13 protein-coding genes and 1 riboswitch are annotated in these 17,393 nt (G+C 71.6%); of the genes, 3 read left to right on the top strand and 10 right to left on the bottom strand.

Annotated elements, in window-relative coordinates; all coding sequences use genetic code 11:
- The first annotated feature begins 66 nt into the window (after window positions 1–66).
- Window positions 67–795 carry a ZIP family metal transporter gene (locus ACFY1E_RS34245; RefSeq protein WP_389082972.1) on the top strand — a complete coding sequence of 243 codons (729 nt, stop codon included), beginning with the start codon at window positions 67–69 and terminating at the stop codon, window positions 793–795.
- 11 nt (window positions 796–806) lie between these two features.
- Here ACFY1E_RS34245 and cobI read toward each other — a convergent pair whose 3' ends face one another.
- The 10 genes from cobI to ACFY1E_RS34195 all read right to left on the bottom strand — a co-directional run bounded on the left by cobI (window position 807) and on the right by ACFY1E_RS34195 (window position 14,680).
- Entirely contained in the window at window positions 807–1,562 is a 756-nt protein-coding gene (gene cobI / locus ACFY1E_RS34240) for a precorrin-2 C(20)-methyltransferase (RefSeq protein ID WP_389082970.1), read from the bottom strand.
- Window positions 1,547–3,076 (bottom strand): cobyrinate a,c-diamide synthase, encoded by a 1,530-nt coding sequence (locus tag ACFY1E_RS34235; protein WP_389082967.1) that lies wholly within the window; start codon window positions 3,074–3,076, stop codon window positions 1,547–1,549. The genes cobI and ACFY1E_RS34235 overlap by 16 nt, the downstream gene beginning before the upstream one ends.
- Window positions 3,039–3,638 (bottom strand): cob(I)yrinic acid a,c-diamide adenosyltransferase, encoded by a 600-nt coding sequence (gene cobO / locus ACFY1E_RS34230; protein ID WP_389082965.1) that lies wholly within the window; start codon window positions 3,636–3,638, stop codon window positions 3,039–3,041. Before cobO ends, ACFY1E_RS34235 begins: the two co-directional genes overlap by 38 nt.
- Window positions 3,638–5,641, bottom strand: a complete 2,004-nt coding sequence (locus tag ACFY1E_RS34225) for a putative cobaltochelatase (protein ID WP_389082963.1) — start codon at window positions 5,639–5,641, stop codon at window positions 3,638–3,640. Before ACFY1E_RS34225 ends, cobO begins: the two co-directional genes overlap by 1 nt.
- Complete coding sequence (cobN, locus tag ACFY1E_RS34220; RefSeq protein WP_389082961.1) at window positions 5,638–9,291, bottom strand: cobaltochelatase subunit CobN; 3,654 nt, start codon at window positions 9,289–9,291, stop codon at window positions 5,638–5,640. Before cobN ends, ACFY1E_RS34225 begins: the two co-directional genes overlap by 4 nt.
- A complete protein-coding gene (locus tag ACFY1E_RS34215) occupies window positions 9,288–10,799 on the bottom strand; it encodes a cobyric acid synthase (RefSeq protein WP_389082958.1) in 1,512 nt (503 codons plus the stop codon). Before ACFY1E_RS34215 ends, cobN begins: the two co-directional genes overlap by 4 nt.
- Window positions 10,796–11,857 carry a cobalamin biosynthesis protein gene (locus tag ACFY1E_RS34210; protein ID WP_389082956.1) on the bottom strand — a complete coding sequence of 354 codons (1,062 nt, stop codon included), beginning with the start codon at window positions 11,855–11,857 and terminating at the stop codon, window positions 10,796–10,798. The genes ACFY1E_RS34215 and ACFY1E_RS34210 overlap by 4 nt, the downstream gene beginning before the upstream one ends.
- 105 nt (window positions 11,858–11,962) lie before the next feature.
- Window positions 11,963–12,105, bottom strand: a riboswitch (cobalamin riboswitch).
- A 150-nt stretch (window positions 12,106–12,255) separates the two neighbouring features.
- Window positions 12,256–12,483, bottom strand: a complete 228-nt coding sequence (locus tag ACFY1E_RS34205) for a hypothetical protein (RefSeq protein ID WP_115908926.1) — start codon at window positions 12,481–12,483, stop codon at window positions 12,256–12,258.
- Between the two features lie 34 nt (window positions 12,484–12,517).
- Window positions 12,518–13,777 carry an anion permease gene (locus ACFY1E_RS34200; protein WP_389082954.1) on the bottom strand — a complete coding sequence of 420 codons (1,260 nt, stop codon included), beginning with the start codon at window positions 13,775–13,777 and terminating at the stop codon, window positions 12,518–12,520.
- A 153-nt stretch (window positions 13,778–13,930) separates the two neighbouring features.
- Window positions 13,931–14,680, bottom strand: a complete 750-nt coding sequence (locus ACFY1E_RS34195; RefSeq protein ID WP_389082951.1) for a lysozyme — start codon at window positions 14,678–14,680, stop codon at window positions 13,931–13,933.
- A gap of 196 nt (window positions 14,681–14,876) precedes the next feature.
- Here ACFY1E_RS34195 and ACFY1E_RS34190 point away from each other — a divergent pair, with 196 nt between their 5' ends.
- Entirely contained in the window at window positions 14,877–15,608 is a 732-nt protein-coding gene (locus ACFY1E_RS34190; RefSeq protein ID WP_389082949.1) for a class II aldolase/adducin family protein, read from the top strand.
- Window positions 15,609–15,717: 109 nt separating this feature from the next.
- The gene (locus ACFY1E_RS34185; RefSeq protein ID WP_389082946.1) at window positions 15,718–16,836 is read left to right on the top strand and encodes an alpha/beta hydrolase family protein; all 1,119 of its coding nucleotides are present in this window, start codon (window positions 15,718–15,720) and stop codon (window positions 16,834–16,836) included.
- Window positions 16,837–17,393: the final 557 nt, after the last annotated feature.

The following is a 17,393-nucleotide window of genomic DNA, read 5'->3' as shown; positions in this document are numbered from 1 at the left end:
ACGAGTGCGGTGTGGTTATTGCCGTCGGACGTGCGTGAACGGGGGTTGATCGGATAGCAAGGGCGTATGGCGGTCTTCGTCGCGCTCGGCGCGTTCCTGATGACGCTGGCCGGCGGCTGGACGGCACAGCGTGTGACCGACCGCCGCCACCTGGTCCTGGGCCTGGCCGGCGGACTGATGCTGGGTGTCGTCGGCCTGGACCTGCTGCCGGAGGCGCTCAAGGCGGCGGGCGAAGAGGTCTTCGGTGTACCGGCGGCCCTGCTCCTTTTCGTGGCCGGCTTTCTGCTGGCCCATCTGGTGGAACGACTGCTGGCCGCCCGCCAGGCCTCGCACGGCGGGGAGGAGAGCAACGGACGCGCGCCCGAGGTGGGCCTCACGGCGGCCGCGGCGATGGTCGGTCACAGCTACATGGACGGCGTGGCGATCGGCGCGGCCTTCCAGGTCGGCGGCGGCATGGGCACGGCGGTCACGCTGGCGGTGGTCGCCCACGACTTCGCGGACGGCTTCAACACGTACACGATCACCAGCCTGTACGGAAACGCCCGCCGCAAGGCCCTGACCATGCTGTTCGCGGACGCGGTGGCCCCGGTGGCCGGCGCGGCCTCGGCGGCGTTCGTCACCGTCCCGGAGGGCCTGCTCGGCGGCTACCTCGGCCTGTTCGGCGGTGTACTCCTCTATCTCGCCGCCGCCGAGATCCTCCCCGAGGCGCACCACGAGCACCCCGCCCGCTCGACGCTGCTGTGCACGGTGGCGGGGGCGGCGTTCATCTGGCTGGTGGTGGGCCTGGCCGGGTGAGCCGGCGCCGGTCACAGCTTGCCGCCGCGCCCGCCGTCGCGCGGCGCGGGCGCGATGAGCGTGGAGAGGTAGGGGAGGGGCTCGCCGTCGAGCTGGGACGCCGGCCGGATGGACTCCGACTCCAGCCCGAGCGCGGAGCCCCACACGGCATCGTCGATCCGCCCGGTCTCGCGCAACGCCTCGGCGACCTCGCCGGCCTGCCGCCCGAACTTGTAGGCGACGACGGTGCCCGGCCCGCTGAGGGCGTCCTTCAGCACGGCGGCCCCGGCGGTGACGGGCACGAGGGTGAGCGGCTCGGTGCCTTCGGTGAGCACGGCACCCGAGCGCGCCGCGAGATCCTGCATGGCGGTGATCCCCGGGACGGTCTCGATGCCGGTCCCCGGCACCAGCTCGGCGATGGTCTGCGCGAGATAGGTGAAGGTCGAATAGACGTTGGGATCGCCGATGGTGGCGAACGCGACGACACCACGCTCCCGCAGCAACTGCGCGACCCGCTCCCCGGCCGCGTCCCAGGCGGCCTCCCGCCGCCCGCGGTCACTGCGCTCGTTCAGCGCGAACACCACGCGGACGACTTTCTCCGCGGGCACGTAGTGCAGCACGGTGGCCTCCGCCCGCCCCCGCTCCAAGGTGTCCATGACGGGCACGACGACGACATCGGCGGCCCGCAGGGCATTGACCCCCTTGACGGTCACGAGCTCGGGGTCACCGGGACCCACCCCGACCCCGATCAACCTGCTGCTGTTGCTGCTGCTCATGACGTCCGGCACCTCTCCACGAACCGACGGGCGACACCGGGCTCGGACGCCCAGTGCGTGTGCAGATAACTGGCGTGCACACCTTGTTGTACGAAGCCTTCGACCCGCGGCGCAGGGGCGCGCACACCCCAGGCGGGAGCCGCCCCCGCCCCCGGCTCGACGACCGTCCGATGAAACTCGTGCCCCCGCATCCGGGTCCCGGCGGGCGCCAGCACACTGTCACCGACGGCCACGGCGTCCCGGTACCCGAGGGTGAGCCGCCCGCTCATCCGCGCCCTCGCATCGAGCACCCCGCACATGGGCTGCCCGTCGAGCTCCCGGCACAGATACAGCAGCCCGGCACACTCGGCGGCAACGGGAGCTCCGCCCTCCGCGAGCGCGGCGACGGCTTTGCGCAGCGGTTCGTTGGCGGACAGCTCGCTCGCGTACACTTCGGGAAACCCGCCGCCGATGACCAACCCGCGTGTCCCGTCGGGCAGTTGCTCATCGCGGAGCGGATCGAAGGGAACGACTTCGGCACCTGCGGCAGCGAGCAGTTCACTGTGCTCGGCGTAGGAGAACGTGAAGGCAGCCCCACCGGCAATGGCAACCACCAGCCCCTCCGGCGTTCGAGGACGAGTCGCACAATCCAGTCCGTCCGGCGTTTGAGGACGAGGCCGTTCAGGCCGAAGCGGGGGTCTGGGGGCGGCAGCCCCCAGGGTCGGGACGGGAAGGGGCGGCGGGGGCGAAGAAGCAAGCGCCTCAGCCGCATCCCAGGCCGCACACGACAAAGCACCGGCACTCCGCGCCAGCCCCGCCAACGCCTCAAGATCGCACCCGGCGGAAACCTGCGCCGCCATGGCGGCAACCGCCTCCACAGCCGCAGCCCGCCGCTCGGCAACAGGCACCAAACCCAGGTGCCGCGAGGGCGTATCCACCTGCGCAACCCGCCGCAGCACCCCCAACACAGGCACCCCGGCCGAATCCAACGCCTCCCGCAACAACTCCTCATGCCGATCCGAAGCGACCTTGTTCAAAACCACGCCCCCGACCCGCACCTCCGGATCCCAGGACGCAAACCCATGCACCAACGCCGCCACGGACCGGGACTGCGACGACGCATCGACCACAAGCACCACCGGCGCCCCGAGCAGCTTCGCCACATGAGCGGTGGACGCCAGTTCACCCTCCCCCGCGGCCCCGTCGAACATCCCCATCACACCCTCGACGACGGCGATGTCACACCCACGGGCCCCGTGCAGGAACAACGGCCCGACCAGCTCCGGCCCGCACAGATACGCGTCGAGGTTCCGCCCCACCCGCCCGGTGGCGAGCGCGTGATACCCGGGGTCGATGTAATCCGGTCCCACCTTGTGCGGGGACACGGCAAGCCCCCGCGCGGCGAACGCGGCCATCAACCCCGTGGCAACGGTGGTCTTCCCGCTGCCCGAGGAGGGCGCGGCAATGACCAGCCGGGGGACGGAGGACAGGGAGGAACTCACGACGACATCACCACTCGATGCCCCTCTGCCCCTTCTGCCCCGCATCCATCGGATGCTTGACCTTGGACATGTCGGTCACGAGATCGGCGAACTCGACGAGCTTCTCGGGCGCGTTCCGCCCGGTGATCACCACATGCTGGGCCCCCGGCCGGTTCCGCAGCACGTCCACGACCTCGTCGGTGTCCACCCACCCCCAGTGCATGGGGTAGGCGAACTCGTCCAGCACATACAGCTTGTACGTCTCCGCGGCGAGGTCCCGCTTGACCTGCTCCCAGCCCTCCCGGGCCTTCTCCTCGTTGTCCATCTGGGAGTCCCGCTGCACCCAGGACCAGCCCTCGCCCATCTTGTGCCAGTCGACGGTCCCGCCCTCGCCGGAGGCGCCGAGCACCCGCAGCGCGTTCTCCTCGCCGACCTTCCACTTCGCCGACTTGACGAACTGGAACACCCCGATCGGCCACCCCTGGTTCCAGGCCCGCAGCGCCAGCCCGAAGGCGGCCGTCGACTTGCCCTTCCCGATGCCCGTGTGGACGACGACCAGCGGCCGGTTACGACGCTGACGAGTCGTCAGCCCGTCGTCCGGCACCACACTCGGCTGCCCCTGCGGCATTACGCGGCCCTCCTCTTCGTCCCACCCTGTACGTCCCTGACCAGCCCGGCGATGGAGTCCGCCCGCAACTCGTCGAGCGTGACCGCCGTCCCGCCCAGCTCACCCGCGAGCTGCCCGGCCAGCCCCAGCCGCACGGGCCCGGACTCGCAGTCGACGACCACGGAGGCGACCCCGTCGGCCGCGAAGAGCCGGGCGGCCCGCCCGGCGAGCGCGACCGGCTCCGGGCCGCCGGTGGCCCGCCCGTCCGTCACCACCACGACCAGCGCCCGTCGCGCCGGATCCCGCAACCGCTCCACCCGCAGCACGTCGTGCGCGCGCAGCAGCCCCGCCGCGAGCGGCGTCCGCCCACCGGTCGGCAACGACTCCAGCCGTACGGCCGCGGCGTCCACGGACGAGGTCGGCGGCAGAGCGACCTCGGCGGCCGACCCCCGGAACGTCACCAGCCCCACCTTGTCCCGGCGCTGATACGCGTCCAGCAGCAGCGAGAGCACGGCCCCCTTCACGGCACTCATCCGCTGCCGGGCCGCCATCGACCCCGATGCGTCCACCACGAACAGCACGAGGTTCCCCTCGCGCCCCTCCCGGGTCGCCTGCCGCAGATCGTCCCGCCGTACGACCAGCCCCGGCCCCGACCGCCCCCGCGCCCGCTGATGCGGCGCGGCGGCCTGCACGGTCGCCGCCAGGTGCAGTTTCGTCAAAGCGCCCTGGGGGCGCCGGGCCCCGGTGGTACGCCCATGCTCCGTCCGCGCCCGCGAACGCCGCCCGGCGGCCCCCTCACCGATCCCGGGCACGCTCAGCACCTTGGTACGGAAAGGCTCCGAGGCCCGTACGGCGGACTGCTCTGCAGCCCCCGACGCCTGCGGCTGCCCGCCCTCCCCGGCCTCGGGCCGCGTGTCGCTGTCACCGCCCTGAGGACCGTCCGAGTCCCCGGAGGGCGGCTGCCCGCCACCGCCCGGTCCGCCACCGTCGGGGTCAGGGTCGGGATCGTCGTCGCCGGAGAACTCCTCCAGCGTCTCGTCGAGCTTGTCCTCGTCGAGCCCCGGCGCGTCGAAGGGATTACGACGGCGCCGGTGCGGCAGCGCGAGCAGTGCCGCCTGCCGTACGTCCTCGGCGAGCACCTCGGTCCGCCCCGCCCAGGCGGCCAGCGCGGTGGCCGTGCGCGCCATCACGATGTCGGCCCGCATGCCGTCCACCTCGAAGGCGGCACAGGTCGCCGCGATCTGCCGGAGCGCCCCGTCGCCCAGTCGCACCGAGGGCAGCAACTCCCGTGCAGCGACGATCCGTTGACGTACGGAAGCCTCCTCGTCCGCCCAGCGGGCCACGAAACCGGCCGGATCGTCGTCGTAGGCGAGCCGTCGCCGTACGACCTCCACCCGCTGGTCCGGCTCCCGGGAGGCGGCGACCTCGACGGTCAGTCCGAACCGGTCGAGCAGCTGCGGCCGCAGTTCGCCCTCTTCGGGGTTCATCGTGCCGACGAGCAGGAAGCGCGCGGCGTGCCGCACCGAGACGCCCTCGCGCTCGACGTACGACGCACCCATCGCGGCCGCGTCCAGCAGCAGGTCGACGAGATGGTCATGAAGCAGGTTGACCTCGTCGACGTAGAGGATCCCGCGGTGTGCGTCGGCGAGCAGGCCGGGCTCGAAGGCCTTCACGCCTTCAGACAGTGCCCGTTCAATGTCGAGGGCGCCGACGAGGCGGTCCTCCGAGGCGCCGACCGGCAACTCGACCATGCGGGAGGGGCGCTCCGTGCCCGGCCCCGGCTCGTGCGGGCCGTCCGGGCAGGACGGGTCCGGTGCCGCGGGGTCGCAGGAGAAACGGCACCCGGGGACCACGGCCACCTCCGGCAGCAGCGCCGAGAGCGCGCGCACGGCCGTCGACTTGGCGGTGCCCTTCTCGCCGCGCACCAGCACACCGCCGACCGCCGGTGACACGGCGTTCAGCAGCAGCGCGAGCCGCAGGTCGTCCTGGCCGACGACGGCCGTAAAGGGGAAGGGGGTGGTCACTGGTCGCCCTCCAAGTCGCCTTCCAGCTCCAGGTACGTGGCGCGCAGCCGCTCCAGCGTCTCCGCGTCCGGCTCGGCCCACAGGCCGCGGTCGGCGGCCTCCAGCAGGCGCTCGGTGATGCCGCGCAGCGCCCATGGGTTGGACTGCTTCATGAACTCCCGGTTCTCCGGGGCGAAGACGTACTCGGCGCTGAGCTTCTCGTACATCCAGTCGTCGACGACACCGGCCGTGGCGTCGTAGCCGAAGAGGTAGTCGACGGTCGCCGCCATCTCGAAGGCGCCCTTGTAGCCGTGCCGCCGCATGGCCGCCATCCAGCGCGGGTTGACGACCCGCGCGCGGAAGACGCGGTGCGTCTCCTCGCCCAGCGTGCGTGTCTTCACCTGGTCGGGGGTCGCGGAGTCGCCGACGTACGCCTCGGGGCTCTCGCCCGTCAGGTGCCGCACCATGGCCACCATGCCGCCGTGGTATTGGAAGTAGTCGTCGGCGTCGACGAGGTCGTGCTCGCGGGTGTCGACGTTCTTCGCGGCGACGTTGATCCGCTTGAACGCCGTCTCCATGTCCCCGCGCGCCGCGCGCCCGTCGAGCCCGCGCCCGTACGCGTAGCCGCCCCAGACGGCGTACACCTCGGCCAGGTCGGCGTCGGAGCGCCAGTTGCGGGCGTCGATCAGCGGCAGCAGCCCGGCACCATAGGCGCCCGGCTTGGAGCCGAAGATCCGGGAGGTCGCGCGCCGCCGGTCGCCGTGCTGTGCCGTGTCCTCGTCGGCGTGGGCGCGCACGTAGTTCTGCTCGGCGGGCTCGTCCAGCTCGGCGACCTTGCGTACGGCGTCGTCGATCAGCCCGACGACGTGCGGGAACGCGTCCCGGAAGAAGCCGGAGATACGGACGGTGACGTCGATGCGCGGCCGCCCGAGCTCCGCCAGGCCGATCACCTCGAACCCGGTCACCCGGCGCGAGGCGTCGTCCCAGACGGGACGGCAGCCCAGCAGGGCGAGGATCTCGGCGATGTCGTCGCCCTGCGTGCGCATCGCGGACGTGCCCCAGACCGTCAGGCCGACGGACTTCGGGTACTCGCCGGTGTCCTGCAGATACCGCTGGACGAGGGAGTCGGCCAGCGACTGGCCGACCTCCCAGCTCAGCCTGGAGGGAATGGCCTTGGGGTCGACCGAGTAGAAGTTCCGGCCGGTCGGCAGGACGTTGACCAGACCGCGCGTCGGCGAACCGGACGGACCGGCCGGGACGTAACCGCCGTCGAGCGCCTTCAGGATGTGGCCGATCTCGTCCGTCGTACGGGCCAGCCGCGGCACCACCTCGGTGCAGGCGAACTCCAACACCGCGACGGCATCCGGGAGTTCGGTCCCGATCACCCCACGCACGAGAGCCGGGGCGAGCGTGACGTCCCAGTCCCGCGCCTCCATGCCCTCCGCGATCCGCCGGCACAGCTGCTCCAGCAGGTCGATGGCGTCGGCGGCCGTACGGGACGGACCCTCGACGAGATCGCTCAGCTCCACCGGCACCTTCACCGGCGCGCCCGGCTCGGCCAGCAGCTCCTTCTCCACCAGCCCGAAATGAGCGGCCAGCGAGGCCCTGAGCCCCGGCAGCGCGTTCGCCTGACCGCCCCACACCTGCGAGGCACGCAGCACGGCCAGCACGAGGTTCACCCGCGGCTCACCGACCGGCCCGCCGCCCAGGATGTGCAGGCCGTCGCGGATCTGCACATCCTTGATCTCGCACAGATAGCCGTCGATGTGCATGACGAACTCGTCGAACTCGTCCTCGTCCGGCTGCTCGTCCACATGCAGGTCGTGGTGGAGCTCGGCCGCCTTGACCAGCGTCCAGATCTGCGCGCGCACGGCCGGCGCCTTCGTCGGATCCAGGTCGGAGACGAGCGCGTACTCGTCGAGCAGCTGCTCCAGCTTGGCCAGATCGCCGTAGGTGTCGGCACGGGCCATCGGCGGTACGAGGTGGTCGACGACCGTGGCATGCCCGCGCCGCTTGGCCTGGGTGCCCTCACCGGGGTCGTTGACGATGAACGGGTAGATCAGCGGCAGCTCACCGAGCACGGCGTCCGGCGCGCATCCGCCGCTGAGCCCGAGCCCCTTGCCGGGCAGCCACTCCATCGTGCCGTGCTTGCCCATGTGGACGATCGCGTCGGCGCCGAACGTGTTGTCGAGCCAGCGGTAGGCCGCCATGTAGTGGTGCGAGGGCGGCATGTCGGGGTCGTGGTAGATCGCGATGGGGTTCTCGCCGAAGCCGCGCGGCGGCTGGATCATCACGACGACGTTCCCGAACTGGAGGGAGGCGAGGACGATGTCCTCCCCGTCGACGTACAAGTTGCCCGGCGGCTCGCCCCACGCCTCCAGCATCCCGTCCCTGAGCTCCGGGTCCAGTTTGTCGAACCACGCCCGGTAGTCGGCCAGCGGCACACGCGCGGGCGCGGCGGCCAGCTGCTCCTCGGTCAGCCACTCGACGTCGTGACCGCCGGCGTTGATCAGCCGGTGGATCAGCTCGTCACCGTTGTCGGGATGCCCCTCGACGACGTACCCGGCGTCCCGCAGCGCGTCCAGCACCCGCACCGCCGACGCGGGCGTGTCGAGGCCGACCGCGTTGCCGACCCGGGAGTGCTTCGTCGGGTACGCGGTGAAGACGAGCGCCAGCTTCTTGTCGGCGTTCGCCTTGTGCTTCAACAGCGCATGCCGTACGGCGATCCCGGCGACCCGCGCGGCCCGCTCCGGGTCGGCGACGTACACGGGCACGTCGTCGGGACCCTGCTCCTTGAAGGAGAACGGGACGGTGATCAGCCGCCCGTCGAACTCGGGGATCGCGACCTGCATCGCCGCGTCCATGGGGGACAGGGCGGCATCCGACTCGTCCCAGGCCTCACGGGACGAGGTCAGGCAAAGACCTTGCAGGACGGGCACGTCGAGGTCGGCGAGCGCCCCGATGTCCCAGGCCTCCTCGTCACCGCCGGCCGAGGCCTGCGAGGCATGGGTGCCACCGGCGGCGAGGACGGTGGCGACCAGGGCGTCGGTCCGGCCGAGGATCTCGTACAGCCCGGCGTCCGCGCCGCGCAGCGAACCGCAGTACACGGGAAGGGCGTTGGCGCCCTTCGCCTCGATGGCGTCGCACAGGGTGTCCACGAACGCGGTGTTGCCGCTCAGCTCATGGGCCCGGTAGAAGAGCACGCCGACGGTCGGCCGCCCCTCGACGAACTCCCGCTCGCCGTGGACGCCGTACTTCGGCATCTTCTGCGGCTCGACGAACCCCTCGCCGGTCAGCAGCACGGTGTCGGACAGGAACCGGGCCAGCTCGGTCAGGTTGGCGGGCCCGCCCTCGACGAGGTACCTGAGCGCCTCCGCCACGACACCGGCGGGCACGGACGACTCGGCCATCAACTCCGCGTCGGGGACGGCCTCCCCGCCGAGCAGCACGGTCGGGACCCCGGACGCCCTGAGCGCGGCGAGCCCGTCCTCCCAGGCCCGCTTCCCGCCCAGCAGCCGTACGACGGCGATGTCGGCGCCGTCGAGGAGGCCGGGCAGCTCCTCCGTCACATCCACCCGGGTCGGGTTGCCGATCCGGTAGTCGGCACCGGACGCGGCCCGAGCGGCCAACAGATCCGTGTCGGCGGTCGACAACAACAACACTGTGCTCATGCGGGCGCTCCCGGTGGAATGAAAGGCAGTCCTTGCGGCGCGCCCGACTCGATGAGCCGCCACAGCGCGTCCGTGTCCGCGTGTTGTTCGATCAGGTCGCCGAGCCGGTCGAGCTGCTCCTCGCGCAGCGCGGCGAACGAGGTGTCGGGCGCCGGTACGAAACGACGGCCCGCGGCGGCCGCCACCTCGCGCAGAAAGGCCCGCCGGAACCCGTCCGACTCCAGCGAACCGTGCCAGTGCGTGCCCCAGGTCTGCCCGACCCGGACGCCGTCCAGGAAGGCTTCCCCTCCGCCTATGTCGGCGACACCGTGATGGATCTCGTACCCCTCGACGTGCTCGCCGAGGGCTTCCCCGACCGGCCGGGTGAGGGTCTTCTCGCGGGCGAAGCGCACCCGCACGGGCAGCACTCCGAGCGCTTCCACATGCCCGCGCCGGCTCTCGACCTCGTCCTCGATGTGCTCGCCGAGGACCTGGAAGCCACCACAGATGCCGAGGACGGGCCGCTGTTCGGCGGCCCTGCGGACCAGAGCGTCCGCAAGTCCCCGCTCCCGCAGCCACTCCAGGGCCTTCACGGTCCCCCGGGTCCCCGGTACGACGACGAGGTCGGCGTCGGCGAGTTCCTCGGGCCGGTCCACGAACCGCACCACGACGCCCGGTTCGGCGGCCAGGGCGTCCACGTCGGTGAAGTTGGACATCAGCGGGATCGCGCACACGGCGACCCGCAGCACGTCCTCACCGACGGGCGGTGCCACGTTCGACTCCCGTACCGTCCCCCGAAGGGAGACCCGCAGCCCGTCCTCCTCGTCGATGCCGAGACCGTGCTGGAAGGGCAGGACGCCGTAGGTGTGACGTCCGGTGAGGCCGTGCAGCATGTCAAGGCCGGGCTCCAGGAGGCTGACGTCCCCCCGGAACTTGTTGACGAGGAACCCGGCGACGAGTTCCTGGTCCTCGGGGGAGAGCAGGGCGACGGTCCCGAAGAAGGAGGCGAAGACCCCGCCGCGGTCGATGTCACCGACCACGAGCACGGGAAGCCGCGCGTTACGGGCGATCCCCATGTTCACGATGTCGGTCCGGCGCAGGTTGATCTCGGCGGGAGAACCCGCCCCCTCACAGATCACGGCGTCATACGTGCCCCGCAACTCGGCGAGACAGTCGAGGACGGTGCCGAGAAGCTTCTGCTGGCGCCCCCCGTGATACCCGCGTGCGCTCAGCTCACCCACCGGCTTGCCCATCAGCACGACCTGACTGCTCTGCTCGCCACCGGGCTTGAGCAGCACGGGGTTCATCAGCGCGGTCGGCTCGACCCGGCAGGCCTGCGCCTGCATGGCCTGAGCCCGCCCGATCTCGGCACCCTCACGCGTCACGAACGAATTCAGGGACATGTTCTGCGCCTTGAAGGGCGCCACCTTTACCCCCTGCCGCACCAGCCAACGACAGATCCCGGCGGTGACGACACTCTTCCCGGCATCGGAGGTGGTACCGGCAACGAGAAGCCCCCCGCCGCTCATGACACGCCCCCCTGCTGTGGCCCTGGCTGTGGGCAGTCGTTCCGCAGGGCGATGGGGGTCCCCCCGCTCGAGCGAAGCCGAGAGTGGGGGAGGGTGGGCACAGCCCCCACCGCCGGGCGCCGTGCGACCCGCCCCCGCAGCACCGCCCCGGCCGCACTGACCCCCAACGCCAGCCACCCCACCCGCCGCGACAACCGCACGGCACGCTCAATGTCGCCGACTTCCACGGCACGCCCCTCCCCGTTCAGCACAGGCCGATGCTCAACACGCCCCCCATACGACAAGGTCCCGCCGAGCCGCACCCCGAGCGCCCCCGCGAACGACGCCTCCACGGGCCCGGCATTGGGGCTCGGATGCTTCGCGGCGTCAGAACGCCAGGCGCGTACGGCCCCCCGGCCGTCACCCCCGGCAGCGGCGGCCAGCACGGCGGTCAGACGGGCCCCCGGCCACCCCGCCACATCGTCCAGCCGCGCCGAAGCCCACCCGTACCGCCGGTACTTGGCCGACTTGTGCCCCACCATGGCGTCGAGCGTGTTGACGGCCCGGAACCCGAGCAGCCCCGGCACCCCGCCCACGGCCCCCCACACCAGCGCCCCCACGACGGCGTCGGAGGTGTTCTCGGCAACGGACTCCACCACGGCCCGCGCGATCCCGTCGGCGTCCAGGGCCTGCGGATCCCGCCCGCACAGATGCGGCAGCCTGGCCCGGGCGGCCTCGACGTCCCCGGCCTCCAGCGCCCGCCCGATGCCACGGGCCTCGCGCGCGAGCGAAGTCCCCCCGACGACGGCCCAGGTGGCGGTCGCGGTCAGCGCGAGGGAGGCGGTGCGGGACGGACGTACGGCCCGCTGCGCGACGACACCGAGCGCAAGGGCGCTCCCGGCGCACACGGCGGTGTGCAGCGCGCCCCACCCGCGATGGTCCCGCCACAACACCCGCTCCACGGCCCCGGCGGCCCGTCCGAACAGGGCGACCGGATGCCCACGGCGCGGATCGCCGAGCAGATGGTCACTGAGGAGGCCGGCGGCGGCGCCGTACGCGAAGACGCGATCGGCACGCATCGGCTCAGCCGGCCGTGGGGTGGGGCAGCGACCTGGTCCTGGTCCTGTACGTCACACGGCAGGCTGGCATGGCGACATGTCCTCACTCAGGGTGTCCACGCCCTGGTTCGACGAGACCGGCGGTGAGAGTTCCTGGCTCCCGGGGCTTACTACCCCGGTGACAGTGGCGGGACCGCGCCGGACTTGCACCGGCTTCCTCTCGCGCCGCCGTAGATGGCTTCGGCAGTCCACCACGCCCCCGAACGGCAGTCAACTTGCCGTTGACCTGCGACGGGGGAGTGTGCTGAGGCCCACACCCGGCGCTCTGAACTGGGCATGAAAAACCCGCGGGGCGCGGACGCACGTATGTGTGCTTCCGCGCCCCGCGGGACGGTGGGGAAAGACGGTCCGGCGGCCGCTCAGGCCTTGGTGACCACCAGATGGATTCCGTACGCGACCGCCGCCGCGCAGCCCGCGAAGGCCACGTATGCGCCGGCCACCGCCAGGGACGCCGAGTTGCCCTGTGCCACGGCCCGTTCGCGGCGCGACAGGCCCATGATGCCGAGGGTGAACAGGGCCACGAGGCCCACCGTGACCGCGAGGCTGACGCCGAAGACGGAGCCCAGGGCTGCCCAGTCGATCTTCATACTGCTTCTCTTCCTTCGTACCGGGTGGGCGGGCTCAGACGGCCGCGGCCGGCGGGGTGGCCGGGTCGGGGACGGCGGTCACGGGGGCCGGGGCGGGGATCGTGGCCGTCAGATCCTCGGTCACCGTGCCGGCCGGAGGCGGGGTCACGGCGGCGATCGCCGTGGTCACCACGCCGGCCGGCTCCTCGCTCTCGTTGACGTTCGACGCGTCGATGACCTCGCGCCGGGAGATCTTCCAGATGGCCGCACTGGCGGCGACCAGGAAGACGGCGACGACGGCGGTGCCCCAGTCACCGAGATCCGTCACGGACTCCGCGCCCGCACCGACCAGCGCAGCGGCCGGCAGCGTCAGGCACCAGGCCACGAGCATGCGGGTCGCCGTCGACCAGCGGACCACTCCGCCCTTGCGGCCGAGGCCCGCGCCCATCACCGAACCGGAGACCGAGTGGGTGGTGGAGAGGGAGAAGCCGAGGTGCGAGGAGGCCAGGATGACCGTGGCCGCACTGGTCTGGGCGGCGAAGCCCTGCTGCGGCTGGAGCTCGGTCAGGCCCTTGCCCATGGTGCGGATGATGCGCCAGCCGCCGAGCCAGGTGCCGAGCGCGATGGCGAGGCCCGCGGAGAGGATGACCCAGGTGGGCGGGTCGGAGTCGGGAGCGACGGCGCCGCCGGCGACCAGGGCGAGGGTGATGATGCCCATCGTCTTCTGTGCGTCGTTGGTGCCGTGGGCCAGCGAGACCAGGCCCGCGGAGGCGATCTGGCCGACGCGGTAGCCCTTCTCGGCGGCCTTGCCGTCGGCCTGCTTGCCGACAGTGCCCAGGGAATACGACAACCGGGTCGCGAGCAGCGCTGCGAGGCCCGCGACGATCGGGGCGGCGAGCGCCGGGAGGAGCACCTTGGTGACGAGCACGTCACCGTGCACCGCGCCCATGCCGGCCGAGGCGATGGTGGCGCCGATCAGGCCGCCCATCAGGGCGTGCGAGGAACTGGAGGGAAGCCCGACGAGCCAGGTCAGCAGGTTCCAGAGGATCGCGCCGACCAGCGCCGCGAAGATGACCTCGGGACGTATGCCGGTCTCGTCGACGAGACCCTTGGAGATCGTGTTGGCGACCTCCACGGAGAGGAAGGCACCCGCAAGGTTCAGTACGGCGGACATGGCCACCGCGACCTTGGGCTTGAGCGCGCCGGTCGAGATGGTGGTGGCCATCGCGTTGGCGGTGTCGTGGAAACCGTTCGTGAAATCAAACGCGAGTGCGGTTACTACCACAATCGCGAGGATCAGCGAGAAGTTTTCCATTTACCCAGGCAATCGTTCGAAGTCAACGGTCGGTTGACCGTAGGCAACCTGGGTGAACGGAAGATGAACTGAGGGCGGCTGCACGATGTCCGGATGAGGGGGTCGCCGCTCCGCCCTGTCCCGGCGACCCCCCGGTCCCGCGGTGCCCCTTGGTCAGTAGCCCCGGGCGAACTTCCTCAGCTGGGTCTGGGACCCGTTGAAGAGATTCTGGTCACCCGGCAGTCCGCCGCTGTTGTCGTACTGCCAGAACGTCCAGAACGACCAGCCGGCCGGCAGGGAACCGGAGGTCCCGGACTCATGGCGGGCTATCCACAGCGCGTGGTTCGACGCGAACGCGCCGCTTCCGCCGGTGCATGTGTTCCACCAGTGGGTGGTCGTGTAGATCACCGGGTGGCGGCCGGTGAGCCGCTTCACCTCGCCGCTGAACGACTTGATCCAGCTGACCATGCGCGCCTTGCTCAGGCCGTAGCACCTGTGCTTGGCGCTGTACGGGTTGTATTCGATGTCGAGGGCGGGCGGCAGCGTCCAGCCGTCCGCCCTCCAACTGCCGCCGTGGTTCACGAAGTACGCCGCCTGCGCCTTGCCCGACGACTTGTCCGGCAGCGCGAAGTGGTACGCGCCGCGGATGATGCCGGCGTTGCGGGCGCCGTTGTACTGCTGGCCGAAGTACGGGTTGCGGTAGTTAGTGGACTCGGTCGCCTTGACGTAGACGAACCTGGCGCCCTTGGCCTTCGCGCTCGACCAGTCGACGTTCTTCTGGTGCGAAGAGACGTCGTGCCCCTGCGGCAGACTCGCCGCCGAGGCCGGAAGCCCGGCGAGAGCCGCCCCGGTGACGGTGAGTGCCGCCACGGAGACCGCGAGGACGCGGGTGCGGCGGCGCAGCGGTTTGTGATCACGAGCCATGTTTCCCCCCGGAATGGCGACGTGCACGACAAAACAACGGGAGATTACTGGAAGGTCGTCGAATGCCCGATGATCTCCGGCCAAGCATGGAGAGAGGCGGATATGTCCCTATAAGGGGACTTTCGGAGGCGGGTCTTCCGCCCTAAAGTGCCCCCGCCCGACGGCGCGGCGGAGGTGCGCCTGGCAGGATCGCGGCATGGCTGAGCAGCGGCGGGACCAGCGAGACGAACGGGATGCGCGGGACGGTGTGCAGGACGTGCCGGAGCGGCGGGGGAGGGGCGTGAGTGCCGAGGTGGCGCACGCCTGGGAAGCGCTCATGGCGACCGCCCGCCGCACGGTCGCCGACGGCCTCGTCGTCGGCACCTCCGGCAATGTCTCGGTGCGCGTCGGGGACACCGTGCTGGTCACACCCTCGGGCGTGCCCTACGACCGGCTCACGCCCGAGGACGTGACCGGCGTCGACCTCGACGGCCGCCAGGTGCTCGGCACGCTCGTCCCGACGAGCGAACTCCCCATGCACCTTGCGATCCACCGCACCACCGACACCCGCGCCGTCGTCCACACCCACGCCGTGCACGCGACGGCCGTCTCGACCCTCGTCCCCGAACTCCCGACGATCCACTACATGGCCGGCGCCCTCGGCGGACCCGTCCGAGTTGCCCCCTATGCGACATACGGCAGCGACGAGTTGGCCGAGAACATGCTCCACGCCCTCGTCGACCGCACCGCCTGCCTGCTGCAGAACCACGGCACGATGGCGTACGGCAGCACCCTCGACCAGGCCTACGACCGCACGGCCCAGCTGGAGTGGATGTGCCGGCTGTGGCTGACGGCGTCCTCGGTGCCGGGCATGTCCCCGACGCTGCTGTCCCGGGAGCAGATGGCGGAGGCGGGGGAGAAGCTGCGGGGCTACGGGCAACGGAAGTGATGCCCGGGAAACCGCACTCCGGATGAGCGGGCACACCCCGCCGCAGTCCGCATCACCCCGCCCCGTCCTCCCGCTGGCCGGTGGCCGGGTCCGCCAGGACACTGGACGGGTGCGCACAGTCAAAGCGACGGCCGCAGCCGTCACCGTAGCCCTGGCGGCCGGCGCGGCAAGCGTGGCCGCCGGCCGGTTCGCGAGCGACGCGGCGCTCAAGGCGCCGCCGGGCCGGCCCCTGCCCACCGAACCCCAGCTCACCGTGCACGCCACGGCCGCCGGCCAGATCGCGCTCACCCGCGACCTGGCGGCCATGCGCCCCGGCACCTACGGCCTCGCCGGCGACGGCACCCACGCGGTCGTCGGCCCCGTCCTCGCCACGGCAACGCACTCCGCCGACACCGTCGTCCGCCGCCTGGAACGGGTCACCCACGGCACCCTGGAACCCGGCGACAAGGTGTGGCTGACCCCGAACCTGCACACCGGCGACCCGGGCAGCGCCCTGGGCCTGCCCCACACCGACGTCGCCATCCCCGGCGAACTCGGCTCCCTGCCCGCCTGGTTCGTGCCGGGCGTGCGGGACACCTGGGTGATCGCCGTGCACGGTCTGGGAGCCACCCGCGAACTCCCCATGAACATCATGGAGTTCCTGCACCGCCAGCGCTTCCCGGTGCTCGCCCTCGCCTACCGCGGCGACCCCGGCGCACCCCGCTCCCCGGACGGCCTGAGCCACCTAGGCGAGACGGAGTGGCGCGACGTGGACGCCGCGATCCGGCACGCCGTCAGCCACGGCGCCAAACAGGTCGTGCTGCACGGCTGGTCGACCGGCGCCACCATGGCACTGCGCGCCGCCGCCCACTCCGGGCTGCGCGACAGCATCTCCGGACTGGTCCTGGACTCCCCGGTGCTCAGCTGGGCCACGACGCTGCGCGCCCTCGCCGCCGCCCGCCGCACACCGGGCGCACTGCTGCCGCTCGCCGTCCGGGCCGCCCAGGGACGTACCGGCATGGAGCGCGAGCGCACCGCCGCGGCCGAGCAGCTCACCGTGCCGACGCTGATATTCCACGGCCCGGACGACACCCTGGCCCCCTGGGAGTACTCCCGCCGGCTCGCCCACGCCCGTCCCAACCTGATCGCGCTGCGCACGGTCCCGAACGCCCCCCACTCGGCGATGTGGAACGCCGACCCGGAGGCCTACGAAGAGGCCCTGCGCCGCTTTCTGACCCCGCTGATGTGACCGCTTCCATCGGTCCCTCAACCCGCTCGCCCACTCTTTCGGTCCGGGCTTCTTCCGGTTGGTGTGTTCGTTCCTCCGGTGTTTCGGCCTGCTTGTGCGTCCTTCGGTCGGGGCTTCTTCCGGTTGGTGTGTTCGTTCCTCTGGTGCTTCGGCCTGCTTGTGCGTCCTTCGGTCGGGGCTTCTTCCGGTTGGTGTGTTCGTTCCTCTGGTGCTTCGGCCTGCTCGTGCGTCCCTCGGTCCGGGCTTCACTCGGCTCGCGCACTCGTTCCTTCCGACCCTTCGCCCCGCCCCGCGCGTCCCTTTCCGTCGGCGCCTCACCCCGCTCGTGCGACCCCGTCCGACACCCCTGCCCGCGGCGCCGGACCCGAGCGGAGCTGAACAGTCGGCACCATTCCGTTCAAGGCCGTACCACTGGCCTGTTCCCGTCCCCGAGCCGCCCGCCGGACCCCGTGCGTTGGCCAGTCCCGTCGCCCGCCGTGACATTCCGTTTGGGTTTTCGGACCGTCAACCGGAAGACTGCACCCGTGACGTCCCGTATCCCGCGCGACTCCAGGCTT

It is taken from the genome of Streptomyces sp. NPDC001604 (genome assembly GCF_042893475.1).
Classification (GTDB): Bacteria; Actinomycetota; Actinomycetes; order Streptomycetales; family Streptomycetaceae; genus Streptomyces.
The sequence above is the reverse complement of the archived record's forward strand: the minus strand, read 5'-3'. Positions and strand labels throughout refer to the sequence as shown.

Bases quoted from the DNA above. Each gene is read 5' to 3' on its own strand.
- ACFY1E_RS34245 (WP_389082972.1), top strand. From the start codon at position 67: ATGGCGGTCTTCGTCGCGCTCGGCGCGTTCCTGATGACGCTGGCCGGC.
- ACFY1E_RS34215 (WP_389082958.1), bottom strand. From the start codon at position 10,799: ATGAGCGGCGGGGGGCTTCTCGTTGCCGGTACCACCTCCGATGCCGGG.
- ACFY1E_RS34190 (WP_389082949.1), top strand. From the start codon at position 14,877: ATGGCTGAGCAGCGGCGGGACCAGCGAGACGAACGGGATGCGCGGGAC.
- ACFY1E_RS34205 (WP_115908926.1), bottom strand. From the start codon at position 12,483: ATGAAGATCGACTGGGCAGCCCTGGGCTCCGTCTTCGGCGTCAGCCTC.
- ACFY1E_RS34235 (WP_389082967.1), bottom strand. From the start codon at position 3,076: ATGCGGGGCAGAAGGGGCAGAGGGGCATCGAGTGGTGATGTCGTCGTG.
- ACFY1E_RS34210 (WP_389082956.1), bottom strand. From the start codon at position 11,857: ATGCGTGCCGATCGCGTCTTCGCGTACGGCGCCGCCGCCGGCCTCCTC.
- ACFY1E_RS34195 (WP_389082951.1), bottom strand. From the start codon at position 14,680: ATGGCTCGTGATCACAAACCGCTGCGCCGCCGCACCCGCGTCCTCGCG.
- cobO (WP_389082965.1), bottom strand. From the start codon at position 3,638: ATGCCGCAGGGGCAGCCGAGTGTGGTGCCGGACGACGGGCTGACGACT.
- cobN (WP_389082961.1), bottom strand. From the start codon at position 9,291: ATGAGCACAGTGTTGTTGTTGTCGACCGCCGACACGGATCTGTTGGCC.
- ACFY1E_RS34200 (WP_389082954.1), bottom strand. From the start codon at position 13,777: ATGGAAAACTTCTCGCTGATCCTCGCGATTGTGGTAGTAACCGCACTC.